General features: G+C 71.9%; 15 protein-coding genes. 7 read left to right on the top strand and 8 right to left on the bottom strand.

All coding sequences use genetic code 11. From position 1 onward, the window contains the following. Positions 1-49: 49 nt before the first annotated feature. A complete protein-coding gene (locus tag O0S08_RS02515) occupies positions 50-1,060 on the top strand; it encodes a hypothetical protein (protein ID WP_269037342.1) in 1,011 nt (336 codons plus the stop codon). Positions 1,061-1,584: 524 nt separating this feature from the next. Here O0S08_RS02515 and O0S08_RS02510 read toward each other — a convergent pair. Further along, complete coding sequence (locus O0S08_RS02510) at positions 1,585-2,046, bottom strand: hypothetical protein (protein WP_269037341.1); 462 nt, start codon at positions 2,044-2,046, stop codon at positions 1,585-1,587. A 75-nt stretch (positions 2,047-2,121) separates the two neighbouring features. Here O0S08_RS02510 and O0S08_RS02505 point away from each other — a divergent pair, with 75 nt between their 5' ends. Further along, the gene (locus O0S08_RS02505; RefSeq protein ID WP_269037340.1) at positions 2,122-3,045 is read left to right on the top strand and encodes an alpha/beta fold hydrolase; all 924 of its coding nucleotides are present in this window, start codon (positions 2,122-2,124) and stop codon (positions 3,043-3,045) included. A 277-nt stretch (positions 3,046-3,322) separates the two neighbouring features. On the opposite strand, the gene O0S08_RS02500 is transcribed toward O0S08_RS02505, so the two are convergent. From O0S08_RS02500 to O0S08_RS02490, 3 genes are all read right to left on the bottom strand, one after another. Further along, positions 3,323-3,505 carry a hypothetical protein gene (locus O0S08_RS02500; RefSeq protein WP_269037339.1) on the bottom strand — a complete coding sequence of 61 codons (183 nt, stop codon included), beginning with the start codon at positions 3,503-3,505 and terminating at the stop codon, positions 3,323-3,325. Positions 3,506-3,932: 427 nt separating this feature from the next. Further along, a complete protein-coding gene (locus tag O0S08_RS02495) occupies positions 3,933-4,382 on the bottom strand; it encodes a hypothetical protein (protein ID WP_269037338.1) in 450 nt (149 codons plus the stop codon). A 193-nt stretch (positions 4,383-4,575) separates the two neighbouring features. Beyond that, on the bottom strand, positions 4,576-7,386 hold the full coding sequence (locus O0S08_RS02490; protein WP_269037337.1) for a serine/threonine-protein kinase: 2,811 nt from the start codon (positions 7,384-7,386) through the stop codon (positions 4,576-4,578). 53 nt (positions 7,387-7,439) lie between these two features. Between O0S08_RS02490 and O0S08_RS02485 the strand changes: the two genes are divergently transcribed. Both O0S08_RS02485 and O0S08_RS02480 read left to right on the top strand, forming a co-directional pair. After that, positions 7,440-8,324 (top strand): transcriptional regulator, encoded by an 885-nt coding sequence (locus O0S08_RS02485; protein ID WP_269037336.1) that lies wholly within the window; start codon positions 7,440-7,442, stop codon positions 8,322-8,324. 442 nt (positions 8,325-8,766) lie between these two features. Next, a complete protein-coding gene (locus tag O0S08_RS02480) occupies positions 8,767-9,333 on the top strand; it encodes a hypothetical protein (protein ID WP_269037335.1) in 567 nt (188 codons plus the stop codon). A 257-nt stretch (positions 9,334-9,590) separates the two neighbouring features. Here O0S08_RS02480 and O0S08_RS02475 read toward each other — a convergent pair whose 3' ends face one another. From O0S08_RS02475 to O0S08_RS02460, 4 genes are all read right to left on the bottom strand, one after another. Beyond that, on the bottom strand, positions 9,591-10,634 hold the full coding sequence (locus O0S08_RS02475) for a dienelactone hydrolase family protein (RefSeq protein ID WP_269037334.1): 1,044 nt from the start codon (positions 10,632-10,634) through the stop codon (positions 9,591-9,593). A gap of 744 nt (positions 10,635-11,378) precedes the next feature. Next, positions 11,379-12,608: a DUF1501 domain-containing protein gene (locus O0S08_RS02470; RefSeq protein WP_269041934.1), complete on the bottom strand. Its 1,230-nt coding sequence runs from the start codon at positions 12,606-12,608 to the stop codon at positions 11,379-11,381. A gap of 137 nt (positions 12,609-12,745) precedes the next feature. Beyond that, positions 12,746-15,133, bottom strand: a complete 2,388-nt coding sequence (locus tag O0S08_RS02465) for a DUF1588 domain-containing protein (protein ID WP_269037333.1) — start codon at positions 15,131-15,133, stop codon at positions 12,746-12,748. A 657-nt stretch (positions 15,134-15,790) separates the two neighbouring features. Beyond that, positions 15,791-16,144, bottom strand: a complete 354-nt coding sequence (locus O0S08_RS02460) for a hypothetical protein (RefSeq protein WP_269037332.1) — start codon at positions 16,142-16,144, stop codon at positions 15,791-15,793. 161 nt (positions 16,145-16,305) lie between these two features. Here O0S08_RS02460 and O0S08_RS02455 point away from each other — a divergent pair, with 161 nt between their 5' ends. From O0S08_RS02455 to O0S08_RS02445, 3 genes are all read left to right on the top strand, one after another. Next, the gene (locus O0S08_RS02455) at positions 16,306-17,103 is read left to right on the top strand and encodes an NmrA family NAD(P)-binding protein (protein WP_269037331.1); all 798 of its coding nucleotides are present in this window, start codon (positions 16,306-16,308) and stop codon (positions 17,101-17,103) included. Between the two features lie 168 nt (positions 17,104-17,271). Beyond that, on the top strand, positions 17,272-18,603 hold the full coding sequence (locus O0S08_RS02450; RefSeq protein WP_269037330.1) for a hypothetical protein: 1,332 nt from the start codon (positions 17,272-17,274) through the stop codon (positions 18,601-18,603). 53 nt (positions 18,604-18,656) lie between these two features. Further along, positions 18,657-20,177, top strand: coding sequence for an outer membrane protein assembly factor BamB family protein (locus O0S08_RS02445; RefSeq protein WP_269037329.1), 1,521 nt, complete (start codon positions 18,657-18,659; stop codon positions 20,175-20,177). Positions 20,178-20,249: the final 72 nt, after the last annotated feature.

The raw sequence follows: 20,249 nt of genomic DNA, 5'->3' as shown, positions 1-20,249 counted from the left end.
TTAAATGGGGACCGCGCCGGCGCCTTCACCGTCACGACAGGAACCGATCATGTCCCGCGCCCTCCTCGTCCTCCCGCTCCTCAGCCTGCTCGCCTGCCCCGCCGTCGAGAACGACACCGACGCCAGCGGCGGCAGCAGCAGCCCCGACGACACCCATGGCAGCGGCGTCAAGCCGACCGAGGCCATGTTCGACAGCTCCACCAGCACGACCAGCACCTCGAGCACCGCCGGCACCTCCGTGGAGACGGACCCCTCGGCGAGCGCGACCTCGGAGGACGACCCGGCCGAGACCGGCGAATCGAGCGAGACGGCGGCCGACTCGCTCGGCACCGGCTCCACCTCGACGACCGGCGAGGACACCACGTCGACGACCGCCGTCGACACCGGCGACCCGCCGGCCGAGTGCGATCCCTGGCTCGAAGACTGTCCCGAGGGCCAGAAGTGCGCCGCCTACGACGAAGGCGGCGACCAGCCGTGGAGCGCCTACAAGTGCGTGCCGATCGCCCCGCAGCCGGCGCAGCTCGGCGAACCGTGCACCGTCGCCGACCACCCGACCTCCGGCCTCGACACCTGCGACGAGCACCTTCAATGCTGGGACCTCGACGACCGGCTCGCGGGGCACTGCGTGGCGATGTGCGAGGGCACGCCCGTGTCGCCGAGCTGCGCCGACCCCGAGAACTACTGCTCGGTGGCCGACAACGACGTCCTGATCCTCTGCCTCCCCGGCTGCGATCCGCTGATGCAGGACTGCCCCGCCGGCGAGGCCTGCTACCCGCACCAATCACAGGAGAACGTGTTCGCCTGCGCCCCCGACGCCGGCGGCCGCGAGGGCCAGGCCTTCGACGCCTGCATGTTCCTCAACGTCTGCGACCCAGGCCTCCTGTGCGTGCTGCCCACCGTGGCCGCCGAATGCGACCAGGACGCGGAGGGCTGCTGCATGCCCTACTGCGACATCGGCGAGCCGAACACCTGCCCCGGCGTCGGCCAGGAGTGCATCCCCCTGCTCGACGACCCGCCGCCGCAGTACTGGAGCGTGGGCGTGTGCTCCGTCTTGGAGTGAGGCGCCAGGGTGATGACATGCCTGTTCGGGCATGTCCTTCGTGACATATCGTCGGACTCGCGCTCCGCGCAGCACTGCGCCTCGCGGTCCGACCGGGTCGCCGAAATCCGCACGCCGCGCTCACGAACGCGCCGCGCCCTGCTCGCCGCGCCCGCTGCGTTCGTGAACGCGTCACGCCGTGCTCGCCGGGGCGCTGCGATCACGAACCTGTCGTCCCTGCTCGCCGAGTGCGCTGCGTTCACGAACGCGTCGCGCCCCGATCGCCCGACGCGCCGCGATTTCCCGCGCGCTGCCCCCACGCCCGTGAACCCCTCGCCGCTCGGCGCGGTCATCGTCGACGCCGGGCCGGGCGAGCTCGGACGGCGCCGCCGCGGGTCGAGCAGACGCAGCCGCGGCGCCTCGCCCGAACACCGGCGGCAGAGGTGACCAGCACCGCGTCACCGAGGTCGGCCAGGCCGCTCCTGGCGATCGCCCCGATAAAACATGTCCTTCAGGACATGTACCATGAATGACGACGCCCTCCGCTACGGCAGCCGGCACACCCCGTAGTCGGCGTACATCGGCGGCACGTCGTCGCCGGTTAACACGGGCGCGCACACCTCGGAGGCGCTGCCGCACTGGGCCCCGGTGTCGCTCACGTCGCACAGCGGGCTGCAGCAGGACGAGCCGTCGCAGCCGCCGAGCGCGCCGGCCGGCAGGCACACGAGGCCGGGGCTGCACTCGCCGGCGGCCTGGCACGGGTCGCCGAGCCCGCCGTCGACGAACACCTCGATGCAGCTGAAGTCGCCGCCGACGAGCGAGCACGCCTGCCCGTCGGGACAGTCCTGGCTGAGCGGGTCGCAGTCGACCACCGGCGGCGGCTCCTCGTCCTCGCCGGTGGTGGTGCCGGCCTGACCGGGCCCATCGGTGGTCGGCCCGTGCTCGAACTGAATGCAACCGCCGGCGAGGAGCAGCGCGAGGGCGGCGACGAGACGCGGTCTGGCCATGGCCGCGAGGGTAACGCGAACGGGGTTGTCCCGGGCAGACGGCGATCCGACCTCGAGCCGTGGTAGTGTGCGCGCGTGAAGCACGAGACAGCAGGCCTCCCCGGCGACGGCGTGACCACCCACGTCCACGTGTGGACCCCCGACGACGGCCAGGTCCGCGGCCTGGTCCAGGTGCTGCACGGCCTGGCCGAGCACGCCGGCCGCTACGAGGGCCTGGCGGCCGGGCTGTGCGGGGCAGGCCTGGCGGTGGTCGCCCACGACCACCGCGGCCACGGCCACACCGCCAGCGGGCCCGACGAGCTGGGCTTCTTCGGCGACCGCGACGGCTGGAGCGCCGTCCTCGCCGACTCCGCGCGCGTCCGCGAGCACGCCCGCGAGCGCTTCGGCGAGCTCCCCTGGGCGCTGCTCGGCCACAGCATGGGCTCGGTGATCGCCCTGCACGACCTGGCGACCAGCGGCGCCCGGCCGGGCGCCGTCGTGCTGTCGGGCGCGACGGGCAAGGTCGGGGCGCTGCTGCGCATCGGTCAGGGCCTCATCCAGGTCGAGCTGCGCCGGATCGGCGTCCGGGGCCGCAGCAAGCTGCTCAACGCCACCGCCTTCGGCACCTACAACCGGGCCTTCCGCCCCAACCGCACCGAGTTCGACTGGCTGTCGCGCGACGAGGCCCAGGTCGACGCCTACGTCCGCGACCCCCTGTGCGGCTTCTTGCCGACCACCTCGCTGTGGCGCGACCTGGTCGGCGGCCAGGCCAGGCTGCAGACCGCCGAGTTCCTCGGCCGCCTGCCCCGCGTGCCCTACTCGGTCCTCGGCGGCGACCTCGACCCGGTCGGCGGCAAGGGCCGCCAGGTCGAGGCCCTGGTCAAGATGATGCGCAAGCTCGGCCTCGAGGTCGACCTGCACTTGTGGCCAGGTGGTCGCCACGAGATGTTCCACGAGACGAATCGCGCCGACGTGGTCGCCCAGACGACGCGGTGGATCTCCGAGCACCTCCCGCGCTGAAGGCGGGCGCGGCCAGGGCCGCGGTGAGCTGTCCTTCGAGACAGGCACTCCGCGGCCCGCTCGCCAGGGCGCCGCGGCGACGAGGCGATCGCCGGTATGGCCGTGGCGACGCTCGTGGAGCCCGCAGGCTGCCAATGGTTGGGAGGTGAGCGACGCCGCTCGAGGCGGATCCGGCTCGCGCAGGCCGTCGACCCGTTCGAGCCCAAGGGACGGAGCCGGGGCCTCATTCGCACGCCCCGCGGCTCCGAGCCCCGTGCCGACCTGCGCGTGCAGCGGCTCAGGTTTGCGGGTCGTGGATCGGGAGGTCGAACTCGAACTCTTCGCTGTGGATGCTCCACGTGTTCTGCTCCCTGTTCCGCTCAAATCGCAGGCTGAACCCGACCACCCTGGGGTTCTTCTGGAGCTCCGAGTCCATTACCTGCCGGAGGGTCGACTGACTGTTCGTATAGATCGTCTTCATGTCTTCATTCTCCCAATGACTGGAGAGCCACCACCCGGGCTCTGTCGGGCCGAGCCTCTCGCACGGCTGCGACGACTCTAGCCGCGATGAGCTCGACATCAAGGCCGGGGGCGCAGCCAGAGCGAACGGGAGCCTCACGCAAACTTTTTTCTGCACCCCGAGTCTATCCCGAGCAAACCTGGGCTGGCCACCTATGGAAAAATGGGCGAGGCAGGATAAAATGTCCCTTGGGACATGTCATGCGAATAAATTCGCGAGATGCCGGGGCGCCGCATTCGACGCGATCGCCCGCCGGCCGCGCCGTTGAGCCGCCAGGAGAGCATCGGCTCCCACGACCGGTCCCGTGCACCGGAGATCGGAGGGTTCGAAGCTGTCGCTGCGGTCCTACGGACCCGGTCCCGCACGCAATCCTGGTCTGGCGCGGGGGTCACTCGACCAGGCGGGAGTCGACGCGCACGCGGACCTCGTGCTGCAGCTCGCGGTCGGGTTCGAGCGCGAGCGCGGCGCGGGCGAACGGACCGCCGAACAGCACGCCGCCGAAGATCCACAGCCCCACCATCTGGAACAGCACGAAGCCGGACTCCAGCGCCAGGCGCTCCGGGCCCCCGTCGGCGACGGGCGGCGAGCCGAGCGCGACGGCCAGCATCGGCGCGGCGAGCACGGCCGCCGTCAGGCTCAGCAGCGGCCGCGGCGGCACGATGGTGCCGCGCCGCGCGTAGTGGCCCGCGGAGCCGAGCACCAGCGCGAGCGTGACGGCGCACGACACCTCGGCGGCGGAGTCGAAGGCGACCGTCCACAGCGCATTGACGATCAGAAGGAAGGCCAGGACGATCTGGAGCACCGCGACGAAGCCGACCAGGCCGAGGAACCACCGCACGCTCCCAGCATACCGCCGCCCCCCGCCGGTTCAAGCCACCCTGTCGTTCGGGCGAAGTCGTCCGTCCGAACGCAGTTCCACGAATCGACGCCCGTGCGGCCGGATCGCGCATTCACGCGAACCCGGGCTCATCCGCAAAAACATGTCTTTACGGGCATGTTTGATAGAACATGCCCTCAAGACCAGCAAAAATCTAACCTCGCCCCGCCAGCGGGTGCGCGGCCAGCCAGGTCTCGACCTCGCGCAGCATGTTGGCGGACTCGGGCGCCTCGCGGAAGGTCGCGGCGGCCTGTTCGGCGAGGCCGTGGGCGCGGGCCTTGTCGCCGCCGCCGTCCCACAGCGCGCGGGCCAGCTCGTTGCGGGCGGCGGCGAGGTAGCGGACGTCTCGCGGGCGGCGCTCGAACAGCGCGACCGCCTGCTCGAGCGGCGCGATCGCCTCGGCCGGGCGACGCAGCTCCGTGAGCGCGATGCCGAGGCCGGTGAGGTAGGCGCCGGTGTCGGGGTGGTCCTCGCCGAGGGTCTCGCGCTGGACCTTCAGCGCCCACTGCAGCTGCGCCAGCGCCTCGGCCGGGCGCGCGCTGTTGATGAGCAGCGACGACAGGTTGTAGGCGACCTTGGCGGCGTCGGGGTGCGGCTTGGCCTGCCGCGTGTAGATCTGCAGGGTCGCGCGGTAGGCCTGCTCGGCCCGCGCGAAGTCGCCGCGGACCGTCTCGAAGTTGGCGAGGTTGCCGAACGCCGCCGCGGTGCTGAGGTGGAGCGGGCCGTGGACGCGCAGGTCGATGGCGAGGGCGCGGCGCAGCTCCGCCTCGGCGCCGGGGAGGTCGCGCAGGTCGAGCAGCGTGGTGCCGAGATTGTTGGCGAGGTCGGCCACCGCCGGGTGATCGGCGCCGAGGTGCTGCTCGGCCAGGGCCAGGGCGCGGCGGTACTCGACCACCGCGGCCGCGTGCTGGCCGAGGTCGAAGAAGCTGCGGCCGTACTGGCGCAGCGCCGTCAGCAGGCGCGGGTCGGCCGGCTCGGCGTGCCGCGTCAGCGCGGCCACGGCCGCGCGCAGGCGGGTGTTGGCGCCCTGGAAGTCGCCGGAGCTGCGCTCGCCGAGCGCCGCCGCCAGCTCGAGCTCGGCGCCGAGGCGCGGGTCGTCGCCGGCGCGGGCGAACGCGGCGCGGGCGTGGGCGACCGCGCGCCGGGCCTCGTCCGGGCGGGCCAGGTCGTCGGCCAGCAGGGTGGCCACGCCGATCCACGCGCGCGCGGCCGCCCGGTCGTCGCCCGCCGCCTCGGCCGCCCACAGCGACTGATAAAACGCCTCCTCGGCCTGCGCGCCGTCGCCGTGGCCCTGGCGCGCCTCGCCGACCACCCGCTGGGCCGCGGCCGCGAGGGCGTGCCAGCCGCGGACGCGCGCCGTCGCGCCGGCGGTCTCGGCCCCGGCCTCGGCGGCGGCGAACCGGCCGGCCTGCACGAGCGCCGCCGCGCGGTCGACCTCGGCCCGGCCGCGGCGCGCGTCGTCGTCGTCGCCCTCGCCGCCCTGCGCCAGCGCGGCCGGGTCGCGGCAGGCCGCCGGCTCGGGAAGGTCGTGGGCGATGGCGACCGCCGCCTCGACCACGTCGCGCTCGCCCGACTGCAGCAGGCGCACGCGCTCGCGCAGGGCCGCGCGCCGCTCGTCCAGGCAGGCGGTCCGCCGCGCCAGCTCGGCCTCGGTCTGGTGGCCGTAGACGCGGGTCGCCTCGCAGGCCGCCCGCCGCTCGCCGTGCCAGCGCAGGGCCCAGGCGTCGAGGGCGCTCACCGTCGTGGCCGCGACCGTGGCCGCGAACGGCAGGTTGCTGGCGTGGAAGCCCTGCCGCAGCGCCCGCGCGGCCTCGCCGTCCCACACGCCCGCCAGCAGCGAGGGGTCGTCGCGGCACAGCTGCGGCGGCGGCGCGCCCTCGCGGCCCCACAGCAGCGCCAGCGCGGCCGCCAGCACCGCCCCGAAGGCCGCCAGCAACGTGCCCCGGCGGCGGTGCAGCCCGCGCTCGCACGCGTCGATCAGCGCCGGCATGTCGGGGAAGCGCCCCGCCGGCTCGTCGGCCAGGCCGCGCAGCAGCACCTGCCGCAGCCACCGCGGGAACGCCCGCCCGCCCGTCGGCGCCGGCGCGGGCTCGGGCGCCGGCGGGCCGCGCCAGGTCGTCTGCGGCAGGCGGTACGGCGCGCCCGACAGCGCCTCCCACAGCGCGGCGCAGAAGCTGTACTGGTCGGAGCGGGCGTCGACGGCCGCCCCGCGCCACTGCTCCGGGGCCATGTACGCCGGCGTGCCGACCAGCGCCCCGGTGGCCGTCAGCGACGCCGACGCGACCGGCCCGGGCGCCTCGGCCGGGCCGGGCTCGCCGGCGACCGCGAGCCCGAAGTCGACCACGCGCACGCGCCCGTCGGGCCCCACCAGCGCGTTGCCGGGCTTGAAGTCGCGGTGCACCACCCCGGCCGCGTGCGCGTGCGCGAGCCCGCGGGCGGCCTGCAGGTACATGTCGACGATCGCCCGCCACGGCCGCGGCTGCTCGCTCTGCCAGCGCGCCAGAGTCGGCCCGGGCACGAACTCCATGGCGATGAAGACCTCGCCGTCGACCTCGCCGACGTCGTAGATCGGCACGACGTTGGGGTGGGAGATCCGCGCGAGCACCCGCGCCTCGCGGGCCAATCGCTCGCGCAGGTGGGCCGCCCCGCCGAACGCCTGCGGCCGCACCAGCTTGAGCGCGACCTTGCGGTCGAGCTCGGGATCGTACGCGGTGTGCACGACGCCCATGCCGCCGGCGCCGCGCACGTCGAGCACGAGGTAACGCCCGCAGGTGCTGCCCCGCGCGCGCAGGCGCGGCCCCGCGGGCTCGAGCTCGTCGGCCGGGTGCACCACCCGGGCCAGCGCCGCCAGGGTCTCACGGCACGTCCCGCAGCCGTCGAGGTGGCCCTCGAACGCGGCCGCCTCGGCGCCCGCGAGCGCGCCCTCGAGGTAGGCGGCGAACGTGCTGTCGTCGGGGCATTCCACGCCGGCCGGCGCTTATACCCCGACGCCCCGACGGCGTGTAGCATCCGCTTCGCATGGCCCGGGCCCTCGACCAGCTGGTCGCGCGCTGGAGCGAAGTCCCCCCGCCGCTGCGCGAGCGGACCGACGCGGCCGCGCTGGCGAGCGCGTGGCAGGCGGTCGAGGCGGCGTGGCCCGACTTCGCCGACGACGCGCCCGGCTTCTTCGCCCGCGTGGCCCCCCGGCTCGCGCCCGAGGTCGACGTCGCCGCGGTCGCCTGGGCCGACCTCGCCCTCGCCGACGCCTGCCTGCGCGAGCTCCCGGGCGCCCTGGCGGCCTTCGAGGCGGCCCACGGCGAGGCCCTCGACGCCGCGCTGCAGGCCGTCGGCGTCGGCGCCGACGAGCGCGCAGAGGCCCGCCAGCGGCTGCGCCTGCGCCTCCTGGTCCGAGAGACAGGTGAGGCCGCGCGCCTGGCCGGCTACTCCGGCCGCGGCCCGCTGCGCGCGTGGCTGCGGGTGGCGACCGTGCGCGAGGCGCTGATGCTGGTCCGCTCGGCCCGCCGCCGGGCCGCCCACGAGGTCGAGGACGACGGCGAGCTGCTCGAGCACGCGGCCGTGGCCGACGACCCGGAGATCGTGCTGCTGCGCGAGCGCTGCCGCGACGAGCTGCGGGCCGCCCTGCGCGCCGCAGTGGCCGCGCTCGACAGCCGCGAGCGCACCCTCCTGCGCCTGTCGCTGCGCGACCGCCTGACCGTCGACCAGCTCGGCGCGCTGTTCCGCGTCCACCGCTCGACCGCGGCCCGCTGGCTCAAGGCCCTGCAGGCCAAGCTGCACGCCGACACCCGCGCCCAGCTGGCCCGCACCCTCCGCCTCGAAGGCGCCGAGATCGAGTCGCTGATCCGCGCGATCGGCAGCCGCATCGACATGAGCCTGGCCGGCTCCCTGGGGCCGCCCACGCAGTGAGGTCTTTCCGCAAATCTTCATCGACCTGAAGACATGCCCGGAAGGGCATGTCCTCTCGGACATATTGATCCCGGGCTCGATTCTCGCGCCCTGAAAGTGTCCCTGTCCCCAGATCGGCGGTCCTGAAGGACAGGCGACGCTCACCGCCGGCAGCGTCGATTCACCGGCGCGTTTCGACATGTCCGAAGAGACATCTTATCTTCATCGATCCGCCGCCGACCGTGCCGGTGCGCACTGCCAGGCGAGCGATTTTCACCCGTCCTCCCCGCGCCCCCCGGCGTTGAACGCCCTGCTCCGCTCGACTATGCTGCCCGCCATGGTCTTCGCTTATCCTGCCCGTAGGTCCGTCCTCGTCCTCGCCCTCGCCGCCTGCGGCCCGGGGCCGAAGGGCGACACCACCGATACCGACGCCACCACCGGGCCGGGGCCCGGCACCGAGGGCATGTCGTCCACCGACAGCCCGACCGGCAGCACCACCGAGGTGCCGGTCACCACCGCCACCGACGGCATCTTCACCACCGAGGTGCCGGTCACCACCGCCACCGACGGCGTCTTCACCACCACCGGCACCACTCTCGGGCCAGGCACCACCACCGACACGACCACCGGGGCGTTCGTCTGCGACCTCGTCGAGCTCACCACCCAGGCGGCCCACGAGCTCGGCGGCGAGGTCCAGGACTGTGGCGTCGTCGACCCGTGGAACAACACCACCCAGGAGTGGCAGGCGGCGCACGACTGCGCTCTGGCGGCGGCCGCCGCCCAGCAGCAGTTCCAGCTCGTTACCTGGCTGCAGGGCATCGACAGCAGCGTCGGCCACGGCTACGCGGGCGTGGCCGCCCGCTCGTTCGCGGTCGAGCGGATCCACTTCGACTCCCTCGGCTCGCCGATCGCCTTCGAGCAATCCTGCGAGGGCCTCTTCGCCGTCGATAACTGCACCGTCGCCCCCGGCGAGGTGTGCCTCGTGTGCGCCCTCCCGGGCCTGAGCCAGCCCCTCTGCGACCTCCCGTGAAGCCGCCGCGCCGCGGCTCGCCCACCTTCGGCCTGCTCCCCGCGTCGCACACCCGCGCGTACGCGACCTTGCGCAGCGAGGCCCACGGCGCCGACATCCATCTGCTCGACCCCCGAGGCGCAGCTTACGGCGAAGGCCCCGCGCGCCTCGAGGCACCGGCGAGTGACGGACGAGGACACGGAGGCGTGTATCCACCGCCTCGAGGGCGACGAGCTGGTGATGGACCGCCGCGCCCTCGAGGCACCGGCGCTCGGCGATCAATCGCCGAGCGCGGTGTCGATCCGCTGGAGCGCGACCTTCAGGGCCGCTGCCTTCGCCGCGAGGTTGCCCTCCGCCGTGCCGCCGTCGGCGTTGGCGCCGTCGCTGTCGAACGAGTGGCCGGCGTTCGGGTAGACCGTGATGTCGTAGAGGTTCGGCACCTTCATCTTGGTCGCCACCTGGCCGGACTGGATCTGCCGCGAGCCGGCGCCGAACTCGGTGCTGCAGTGATCGACCAGCGGGTCGTCGCTGCCGTGGAGGATGAACAGCGGCCCGCTCGGCAGGTACTTGTTCTCGACCGCCGCGTTGCTGCTGGTCGACAGCGGCACCGTGCCGTCGAAGCCGCAGCCGGGGTAATACGCGATCCCGACCAGGAACTCCGGCCGCCCCGGCTTCAGGTCCGGCATCGTGAAGTCGACGGTGTTGCCCTTGGTCTGGCGGAAGTAGGTGATCGCGTGCTCGAGCTGCCAGTGCATGCCGAGCATCGTCATCGTCCCGCCCTGGGAGAAGCCGAGCAGGCCCATGCGCTCGCAGTCGACCTCGGGGCGGTCACACAGGTAGCGCGACGCCGCGTCGAGGTCGTAGATCCGGCCGATGATCTGCTCGGTGTTGGCGTCGAAGGTCTTGGGCATCTTGGAGGCCTGGGTGTGCTTGTCGCAGAAGCCGCGGGCCGAATAGCTGGAGGGCAGCAGCACGGTGTAGCCCAGCTTGGCCAGGCGATCCGACCAGGTGGCGAATTGCGACTCCATCTGGTCGCTGCACGGGGCGTCCTTGGTCTTGCCGTCCTTCAGCAGGCCGCCGGAGCCGTGCATGACCAGCATCGCCGCCTGCTTGCCGACCGGCTTCGACCACTTCGGCCGCACCAGCTTGGCCGGAATCGCCAGACCCTGCGCATGCAGCGACGTCGGAATGGTGACATTGAGGGTCTCGACCCCCACCACCGTCGCCCCCCCGAGGTCGCCCTGGCCCCCCTCGTCGCCGCCGCTATCGCCGCCGCTGTCGCCGCCGCTGTCGCCGCCGCCGGGATTGTCGGAGAGGCTCAAGGGATTCCATTGGTGGGACTCCTCCGCGTCCGGCCCATACGCTTCGTTGACACAGCCGACAGCGAGCACAGCCACGCACATCGTCGTCTTCGCCAGGGTCCTTGCGAGAATCATCGAGACACCTCCTCGGCCCACAATCCCGTCGGCTCAAGGAAGCGTCAATGATGCGTGTCCTCCGCGCTCGCATTTGCGCGCTCGGCGGTGATTGCACATATGACTAAAAGGACATGTCGTTTCGAACAGGTCGCAAAAGACCCACCGACCGCGAGACATGTCTCCAGGTGCACGTGCGCCGGCGGTCGCCGCGCTGAGGAATGCGCAGTCTTCTGGAGCGGACCCATCAGACTGCGCGAGAGACGTGAGTTCACTCAGCCAGAAATCCCGGCCGTCAGCGGTCCGATCTGGCTGGGCGCAAAGGACGCGGCGGTAACCGGGGCGCAGGGGCCTTTCTGCGGGCATCTGGCGCTGGCCACGCGAACGAGTGTCCAGCGAGCTGTTCCTGAACCTGTCGTCTTGGACCCAGCGCCGGCTCCAGCGCCGCTTGACATGGTTCGCGGCGCCGTCGGTCGACCGCTCGCGAACGCGCCCGAATCCCCCGCAGACCGCAGGGACATTGTTCGCCGCGATCGCGCGCGACTTCGCGCAGCCCTGAGTGGGGCACCGGGGTCTCGCGCCCCCTGGTGCCCACATTCGCAAACGCAGATGGTGACATGCCCTTTCGGACATATCACCACAGCGGTTCTCTCAGCCGAACAGCGGCAGCACGTCGGTGACGATGCCGAACTTCTTGGCCGCCGGGCTCTCGGCCACGCCGGCCAGCTCGCGCAGGGCGAGGTGGACGTGCGGCGCGGTGAGGACGATCCCGTCCTCCGACTCGTCGAGCTCGAGGGTGTCGGGGTTGATGCCGATCGGCAGCTGCTCGGCCTCGGTGGTCGCGCCGATGACCCGGCCGCCGCCGCCGATCAGGCCCGGGTTGCCGCTGAGGAACAGGGCCGAAGAGACAGGCCAGTGGTCCTTGCCGGAGCCCGCATCCATGCCGTTGTAGCCCTTGCCGCGGCCGAAGTCGGAGCCGACCATGACGATCAGGTTGGAGTCGATGCCGGCCATGGCGGCCTGCGACATCACGTAGTCGATGCCCCAGTTCAGCTTGGCCAGCTGGCGCACCTGCACCGTGTCGTGGTTGGCGTGGGTGTCGAAGCCGCCGATCTCGAGGTTGACGCCGACGGCCAGGCCGGCGCTGAACGCCGCCATCGCCAGCTGCGTCTGCTGGGCCATGCGCTCGAGGTCGCCCATCTCGTTGGGCATGTCGATGAGCGTGTCCGGCAGCGCCACCGACGACAGCAGGTCGAGGTTGCCGCGCGCGAGGTACAGCTGCCCGGCGGCGGCCTCGATCTTCGGCAGGTTCTGCTTGGCCTTGAACGCGGCCAGGCGCTCCTGCTGGGCCTGAGCGATGCGGGCGAAGGTGTCCTCGTGGAGGTACGTGGTGGTGTTGTTGGGGTCGGCCGGGTTGACGCGGTTGGGCTGCGCCAGCTTGCGGAACGAGGCCACCGAGTTGAGGCGAGTGACCGGGATCAGGTTGCCCGTGCCCGAGTAGCCGCCGCTGGAGATGAACGCGAGCGGGTGCTCGGGCGCCCGCGTGGCGGCCACCAGCGCGGCGAAGTTGGGGTAGTTGCCGTCGCCGCGGCCCGACCAGATCGTGATCACCCCGCGGTCGTGGTTGTTGGTCGCCATGTTGAGGCCGTTGATCACGACCATCTTGCTGGCGTACTTGGCGAAGAAGTCGGCGTTCTTCATCATGTACGGCAGCGACAGCGGGTCGGTCACCAGGTTGGCGGGGACCGGGATGTCGGCGTAATGAACGTCGCCGATGGCCGTCGGGTCGGCCGGGTCGTAGTCGTAGTGGCGGTTGAACGTGCCCTTGGGCTTAGGGTCGCACAGGTACACGGGGTCCCAGCCGCCGCGGGCGCTGATCATCACGTAGAACGGGCCCTTGTAGGGCGGCAGCGCGGCGCGGGCGTGGCGCGGCAGGGAGACGGCGAGTCCGGTCCCGGCGGCGATCTTGAGGAAGCTGCGGCGATCCATGGTCGTAACTCCGATCTCGCTGGGTGGGCTCACTCGTACAGGAAGGCGAAGTCCGACAGCATGTAGGCGAGGACTGCCTGCCAGGCGCGGACGGTGTAAGCATCGTCGTTCGTCAGCTTCTGCTCGTCGGGCAGCGCCATGCCGGTGTTGGGGTCCTTGGTCGCCCCGCACGGCCCGAGGCTCTTGCCCTCGAGCGCGTCGGCGATGTTCTGCGCGCCGGCCAGCCACGTCTCGCGGTAGAGGTCGTAGGTGCGCTCCAGCTCGGGGTCGTCCAGCGCCAGGTCCTCGCCCAGGATCCGCGCGTGCAGGTACTGGATGTTGGCCTTGATCGCCGCCTCCTGGAAGTCGGGCGAGTCGGTCGCCTCGACCAGCGGGAACAGCACGCGCTGGTCGACCGGCTTGCTGAAGTCGAACGCGGTCGCGCTGCACGACACCTCGACCGCCATGCGCTGGGCCACGCTCGCCATCAGCTGATTGACGCTCGTCAGCCGCTGGGTGATCGCGTTCGAGTCGATGCCGCCGTAGAGCAGCTTGTACTCGCCGCCCAGCAGGTCGCCGGTGCCGCCCCAGCGCACGCCCGTGGTCGCCATCACCTTCTTCGCCAGCAGCTCCGGGGTCGACAGCCGACCGGTGCCGACGTGCATCAGCTCGGCCTTGTGCTCCTCGCTCGGCTCGTTGGCGACCTGCACGCCGCGGTAGTACGGGCTCAGGATCAGCTTGACGATGATCGTCTTGAGGTTGTGGTTGTCGGCCACGAACTCGGCCGCGACCGCGCGCAGGAAGGTGTCCTGGGTCTCCCACGCGGCCAGCTGCTGCGCGTAGTCGGGGGCGGCGGCGTTGGTCGGGTAGCGCGCCGGCTCCTCGCCGGTCAGCGCCTGGTACATCTTGTAGGTCGCCGACAGGGCGAAGCGCGGGTCACTCGCGACCTTCTGCGCCAGCCACTGCACGCCGGTGGCGGACTGGTCGGTCGGCATCAGCTCGAACTGGTAGCCCGGCGCGAACATCTCGGGGTACCAGGTCGGCTTCTCGAGCAAGAACTCCTGGTTGTTCTTGTCGAACATCTGGAACGCGCCGGCGATCGGGTCGACGGTGATGTGGCACTGGGCGCAGGTCGGGTCGTCGCGCGTCGGGTTGGCGAACGCGGCCCCGGCGTCGGGGTCGATCGCCTGGCTGGCCAGCGCGAGCACGTCGGTGGCCAGGAACTGGTCGTAGACCTTGCGCGCGCGGTGGCGGTTGCGGTTGGTCGGCGTGGTCGGGAACCGGTTCAGCCACATCGGCGAGGTCAGGATGCCCGCGTGCGGGTAGGTCATCTCCTTGCCGTTGCGGGTGACCTTGAGGGCGCCGGGCTTGAGCTCGGTCGGGTCGTTCGGGTCCTCGAAGCGGGCCGCGACGCCGTAGATGAAGGCCGAGTCGGGCGTGAAGACGGTGTAGTCGGCCGTGAGGATCTCGGTGAAGGGCCGGTCGTTGCGGACGATGTAGTTGATGAGGTCGAGCGGCTCGCGGGCCACCGCGCGGTGGATCCGCTGCTTCTGATCCTCCGGCATCGGGTTCATCTTGTCGAAGTACTTGGCCACGTTCGGCCAGTCGGGCGTGCCGGAGTTGATGTTGTTCAGCGAGCCGCCGCCGTAGTACATGTCCGTCAGGAACGTGTCGTTGAAGACGTCGGTGAGGCGGGCGTAGAACGCGTCCTCCGTCATCATGTCCTCGAGGACAGCCATGAGCCCGGGCTCGCCGTCGGCCTCGACCGCGGCGATCTCGTCCGCGAGCGGCAGGCGGCCGACCAGGTGCAGCGACGCCTTGCGCAGCGTCTCCACCGGGTCGAGCAGGATCACGTCCGGGAAGCTCTCGCCGGTGCTCGGCGGCGGGCACTCGATCGGGTCCTCGAGCTGCTCGAGCAACGTCTGGATGTTCTTGTACAGCTCACTGTCGGCCGGCAGCACCGCGCCGCCGCCGTGCTCGACCACGCCGCTCGGCTTGGCGAGGATCAGCGGGGTGTCCTCGAACTCGTAGCCGGCCAGGCTCTGGATGTTGGCCAGGTTGGCCTCGATGAAGCCGGGGTACACCGGCGTGAGCAGGCGGAACTTCGCCCCCTTCGCCGCCGCCGAGCCGGTCGGCTCGTGACACTGCACGCACAGCGTGCCCATGCCCTTGGACCACACCTTGTCGGCGAAGTAGTCGCGCGTCGAGTAGCAGTCGCCCGGCACGCCGGTGGTGTCGCCGCTGTCGTCGGTGGTCGTCGGCGGCGCGTCGGTCGTCGGCGTCTCGCCGCCGCTGCCCGTCGTCGTCGAGTCCGACCCGGTCGACTGCGGCCCCTCGGTCTCGACCTGCGCGTCGGGGGCGTAACACCCGAACGAGAAGAGAGCTGCCCCAAGAGGCAGGTAGATGATTCGTCGACTCAGCCGCGTGTTCTCGACCATCGCGCTCGCGCCTCCACCCCGTGCGCGGGCAAGGTAGACCGGTGAGCTCGCTGGAAACAAGCCGCGTGACCCCGACCGGACCTCGGGAGCCGCGACGGCCGCGGATGCAGGTCTGCATGCGATCGCGCGCGCGAGCGTCGGCGTCGCGCCGAAGGAGCCGCCCGCCGACCGTCGATTCGCCGCCCGCCGACCGTCGATTCGCGGTCGGCCCGCGCGTCCGCGGGCCCGGGGTGTCCCCGCGAGGTTCGGCGACCCCGTGCAATCGCAGCACGATCGCCTCGTACCGATCTCGCTGAGGTCCTCCCGCGCCGCGCACGCGGACGCGATTGTCCTCCCGCCGGCACTCCTGTCATTGACCCGTGACAATCGGGACAGGAACGAATGCGCGGATTCGTGTCCGACGCCCTCACGCAGCTCCCGTCACAGCGGCGAGGACGACCACGGCCAGCGGGCCGGCACCCCGTCACGGGCACGGCCGCAGTCGACTTCGTCGATCCCGCCGCTGCCGGCCGCGGTCGAGCAAGACCTGCGAGCCGCGACGGCGTGCCCGAATGCCGGCGTGACGTCGTGGATCCGCCGGCGCCGGCCGACCCGTCGAAGAGGCTCGTGGCCTGCGCCGACCACTCCGGCGCGGTACCCCGACGAGCGACCTCCCATTCACCACCCGAGCGACTCGGGCACGCGAGTCACCCGTTGGGCCGTCACCAGTTCGTTCGACCACGAGCGCTCGGAGGAGAACAATCCTTCGTGGTACTCGAACTCCAAGATCACGCGTCTCGCCGGATCGCTCTGATGGCAATCGAACTCGACTGCGCGGAGCTTGCCAGGGGGTTCGTCGACCATCTCCATCTCGCCGGCGACCGTGCCGCACTGGGAGAGGACCTGACCCACGGTGAGTCCGACCCACGACGCCGGCGCTGGCGTGCCGCCGCCTTCGGGGCCCTTCGGGGCGACAGGGGGAGAGGTCGAGCTGCAGGCGACGAGGGCGAGGAGGATCAGGGCAGGGCGCATGGCGCGAGCACGAACGCGCCCGACGCGGCCGACATTCACCTCGGCTTCTGCTGCCTGCGCCACCGGACATCGATGCGTGGCGACTGGAGCCGACCGGCCGGCAGCGCCGGCGCGTCCGCTAGGAGCCTGCCTGAGAAACGCGCGCCCGAAGGCGCGGGGCCATGGGGATCTGGGTGACGGCGGACCCGCGAGGCGCGAAGGCGCGGGCCCTGGCCGGGGCGGGGCTCGAGCTCGTGCCGGGCGACCTGAACGACCGGGCCTCGCTCGACGCGGCGCTGCGCGGCGCTCACGGGGTCTTCAGCGTCCAGACGAGCGCGGGACAGCCTCAATACGGGGTGACTGCGGAGGACGAGATCCGCCAGGGCAAGAGCGTCGCCGATGCGGCGCGGGCGGCCGGGGTGGAGCACCTGGTGTACACGTCGGTCGACGGCGCGGACGATGCAGGCGACGCGCCGCACCTGGCCACCAAGTGGCAGATCGAGGAGTACATCCGGACGCTCGACCTGCGCGCGACGATCCTGCGGCCGGCGTCGTTCATGGAGAACTTCGTGGCCGAGGGCCTCGGGTTCTCGCGCGGCAAGGTGGTGTACTTCGGCAGGCCCGCGGACCCGGTCCCGCTGGTCGCCGCCGACGACATCGGCAAGTTCGCGGCGATCGCCTTCGCCGACCCCGTAGCGCACGCAGGGACGGTGCTCCCGCTGGTCGGAGACGTGCTCACCGGCGCCGAGATCGCCGCCGCGCTCGGCCGCGCCGCCGGCCGGACGATCGCCTACGAGCCCTACCCGCCCGAGGTCGTCCAGCACAACCCTGCCCTCGGCCTGGTGATGGCGTTCGTCCAGCGCTATCGAACCAGAGCCGACATCCCCGCGCTCCGCCGCCTGCACCCGGGCCTGCTCGACTTCGAGACCTGGCTGCGGACGAGCGGGGAGGCGAAGCTCGCGTCGCTCTCGCGCGCATAGACGCGGCCGGACGCCCCCACCTCGCCGGCGCCCGTCGGCGATCTCGCAGGCCGCAAATGAGTATATGACCCGAAAGACATGTATGATGATTCCGTGAGAAACCCGAAGGCGCTGCTCCGCGCCCCCCGGTGGTTGCCGGGCGCCGGCCACCTCCGCTACCGTCGCCGCATGTCTCGCCCTCTCCTCTCTTATCGCCCGTCGCGGCTCACGATCGGCCTCGCGCTGGTCTCGATCCTCTCCGCCTGTCCGGACAGCGGGACGGTCGCGACCACGGACTCGACCGGAGGCCCGACGGGCGGCGATCCGTCCGGCGCCAGCGAGACCGCCGCTCCGCCGAGCTCGAGCTCCGAAGGGACGACCGCGCCGACCACCGGCGACGAGACCACGAGCCCCGGCACGACGAGCGTCCCGCCGACGAGCACCACCGGTGATACCACCGGCCCCGGCGACACCACCGGCGATCCGCCCGTCGATCCAGGCTGGAGCGCGCGCGACCACGCCCGGGTGTTCATCTCGGGCCACAGCCTCACCGACAACCCGCTGGCAGACTATATGCTCGAGGTCGCGGCCGGCCTCGGCGTCGACCTCGAATATAATCAACAGATCGGCATCGGCTCGCCGATCCGCGTGCGCACTCTCGGCGACAGCTGGGACAACCTCGACTGGCCCGGCTACAGGACCGGCAAGAACCGCGAGGGCAGCGACATGGACGTCATCGCCGAGCTCGCGGCGCCGCAGACCCTCGGCCCGGGCGAGCTGTACGACACTCTGGTGATTACCGAGCGGCACGACATCCTCGGCACGATCCAGTGGGAGGACACCGCGGGCCTGTTGCGCCACTACCACGATCGCTTGATCGACGGCAATCCGGCCGGGCAGACGCTCCTCTATCACAGCTGGCTCGACATCGACAAGGCAGCCCCGGAGGCGTGGATCACCCACGAGAAGAACGCGCTGGTCGCCTGGGAGTGCGTGGCGGCCAAGGTCAATCACACGCTCGAGGCCGAGGGCCGGCCCGACCGCCTGGCGACGCTGCCGGTCGGCGCCGCCCTGGTCCGCCTGGTCGAGGCGGCGCTGGCCGACGAGGTCGCGGGCATCGGTGGTGCGGTGAACGAGAAGATGGACCAGATCTTCAGCGACGACGTCCACCTGACGCCGCTCGGGGCGTATTACGCGGCGCTCGTCACCCACGCCGCGGTGTTCCGCAGCTCGCCGGTCGGCGCTCCGGTGCCGCAGGGCGTGCCCGCGGAGCCGGTCGCGGACCTGCAACAATTGGCGTGGGAATTCGTGCGCGCCTACTATACAGACCCCGCGAGCGGCCAGCACACGATGGAGGAGTGCCGCGCCTTCATCGCCGACCAGGTCTGCGCGTCGTTCTGGACGCTGCTGAACGAGCCCGGCAGCATCGACGGCTGCAGCGATCATTTTTCTGATGCGGACGCCGAGGGCAACCCGTTCCGCTGGCCCGACCCGCAGCTGATGCTCTGGCCGGCGCCCTGATTGACTCGAGACGCCGATCCTCGCGGCCGCGGGCGTGATACGTTCCCGGCCCGATGCCGAAGAACTCGTCGGACCTCCACGCAGTCGCCAGGCTGACCAGCGCGCTCTACTCTCCCCGCTTCGTCGACGCACACGCGCTCTACTGGTCGCCCGACGATCTCCGGTTCGCGGCGGCGTCGCTCGCCGGCGAGCGATCGTGGGAGGTCGAGGTCGAGGACGGGAGCCGGCTGGTGGGCATCTTCGAGGGTCATCCGGTCGTCCTGACCAGTCGGCTCGACCCGCCGTTCGCGCTCGCGCTCGTGTTCCTCGATCCGGCGAGCGGCCGTGAGGTCCGTCGCGTGGCCGCGCCGGAGGACACGGCGGAGGCGGCCCACTGCGACGGCGTGTTCGCGTTCCTGGCGGCCTCGAAGCGGCTCGGCCCGGCGAACCGGCTGGTGCTGGCCGACGCGACGACCGGGGAGCGCAGGACCCTCGTCGAGGGCGGGCTCGCCAGCGGACTGGCCGCGTTCGCCGGCGGGTTCCTGTTCACGCTCGACGACGTGGTACGAGCATATGACCCAAAGGGCAGGTTGATGTGGGCGACCGACAGCGTGGTGACAGCGTCCGGGTCCGTGGTGCTGGCGACCGCTCTCGGCGGCGAGCTGGCGCGACTGCGTCCGGAGGACGGGGCGCCGGTGTGGAGCTTCGCGTTTCCGGGAGCCCAGGCGCAGAGCCTGGTGCAGGTCCACGCGGGCGCGGACGCGGTCGCGGTGCTCGAGCCGAGGCTCGGCGAGCTCGCGCTGCTCGACCTCGCGACCGGCGCGCTGCGCTGGCGAACGAAGCGCGTGGCGGCGACGACGCACACGCCGCCGCTCGTCACCCGCGACGCAGTGGTCGCGCTGTCGGCGAGGAAGGCCGGCGGAGGGTGGCAGGCGCTCGCCGCCTTCTCGCGGACCGACGGCTCGCTGCGCGGTGAGCTGGCGAATCGACACGGGTTCGACCTGAGCGGCGGGCTGGTCGCAGGCGAGGTGTGCGTGCTCGGGCAGGAGGGCGGCGAGACGCTGCATATCGTGCGAGTGCCGCAGATCGGTGGAGAGACGTCGAGCCGCGAGGAGGCGACCTCGCCGCGGGACTCGTCGGTGAAGCGAGCCGCGGTGAAGCAGCGCGGAACTCCTGCGCCCGCGGGGAATGGCGCGGCGGCGAAGAAAACCGCGGCGAAGAAGACTCTGGCGAGCAGCGTGCCGGAGAAGACGGCCGCGGCGATAAAGACTGCGTCGAACGGCACAGCGGCGAAGAAGCGCGCGGCGGAGAAGCGTCCGGTGACCGGCGCGGCAGCGAAGAAGACCGCGGCGGAGAAGCGTCCGGCGACCGGCGCGGCAGCGAAGAAGACCGCGGCGGAGAAGCGTCCGGCGACCGGCGCGGCAGCGAAGAAGACCGCGGCGGAGAAGCGTCCGGCGACCGGTGCGGCAGCGAAGAAGACCGCGGCGGAGAAGCGTCCGGCGACCAGCGCGGCAGCGAAGAAGACCGCGGCGAAGAAGCGTCCGGCGACGAAAAGCGCCGGCAAGGGCAGCGCGACCCGCAAGCGCGCGTCCTAGGAGGCGCTGAAGCCGGGCCTGTCCATTCGGACAGGAAATGGGCCAATTGGCCACGTTCGCCACTCCTCGGGC

It is taken from the genome of Nannocystis punicea (genome assembly GCF_026965555.1).
Lineage (GTDB): Bacteria > Myxococcota_A > Polyangia > Nannocystales > Nannocystaceae > Nannocystis > Nannocystis punicea.
The sequence above is the reverse complement of the archived record's forward strand: the minus strand, read 5'-3'. Positions and strand labels throughout refer to the sequence as shown.

Coding starts and splice junctions, on each gene's coding strand:
- O0S08_RS02515 (WP_269037342.1), top strand. CDS start 50: ATGTCCCGCGCCCTCCTCGTCCTCCCGCTCCTCAGCCTGCTCGCCTGC.
- O0S08_RS02510 (WP_269037341.1), bottom strand. CDS start 2,046: ATGGCCAGACCGCGTCTCGTCGCCGCCCTCGCGCTGCTCCTCGCCGGC.
- O0S08_RS02500 (WP_269037339.1), bottom strand. CDS start 3,505: ATGAAGACGATCTATACGAACAGTCAGTCGACCCTCCGGCAGGTAATG.
- O0S08_RS02485 (WP_269037336.1), top strand. CDS start 7,440: ATGGCCCGGGCCCTCGACCAGCTGGTCGCGCGCTGGAGCGAAGTCCCC.
- O0S08_RS02480 (WP_269037335.1), top strand. CDS start 8,767: ATGTCGTCCACCGACAGCCCGACCGGCAGCACCACCGAGGTGCCGGTC.
- O0S08_RS02470 (WP_269041934.1), bottom strand. CDS start 12,608: ATGATCAGCGCCCGCGGCGGCTGGGACCCCGTGTACCTGTGCGACCCT.
- O0S08_RS02465 (WP_269037333.1), bottom strand. CDS start 15,133: ATGGTCGAGAACACGCGGCTGAGTCGACGAATCATCTACCTGCCTCTT.
- O0S08_RS02460 (WP_269037332.1), bottom strand. CDS start 16,144: ATGCGCCCTGCCCTGATCCTCCTCGCCCTCGTCGCCTGCAGCTCGACC.
- O0S08_RS02455 (WP_269037331.1), top strand. CDS start 16,306: ATGGGGATCTGGGTGACGGCGGACCCGCGAGGCGCGAAGGCGCGGGCC.
- O0S08_RS02450 (WP_269037330.1), top strand. CDS start 17,272: ATGTCTCGCCCTCTCCTCTCTTATCGCCCGTCGCGGCTCACGATCGGC.
- O0S08_RS02445 (WP_269037329.1), top strand. CDS start 18,657: ATGCCGAAGAACTCGTCGGACCTCCACGCAGTCGCCAGGCTGACCAGC.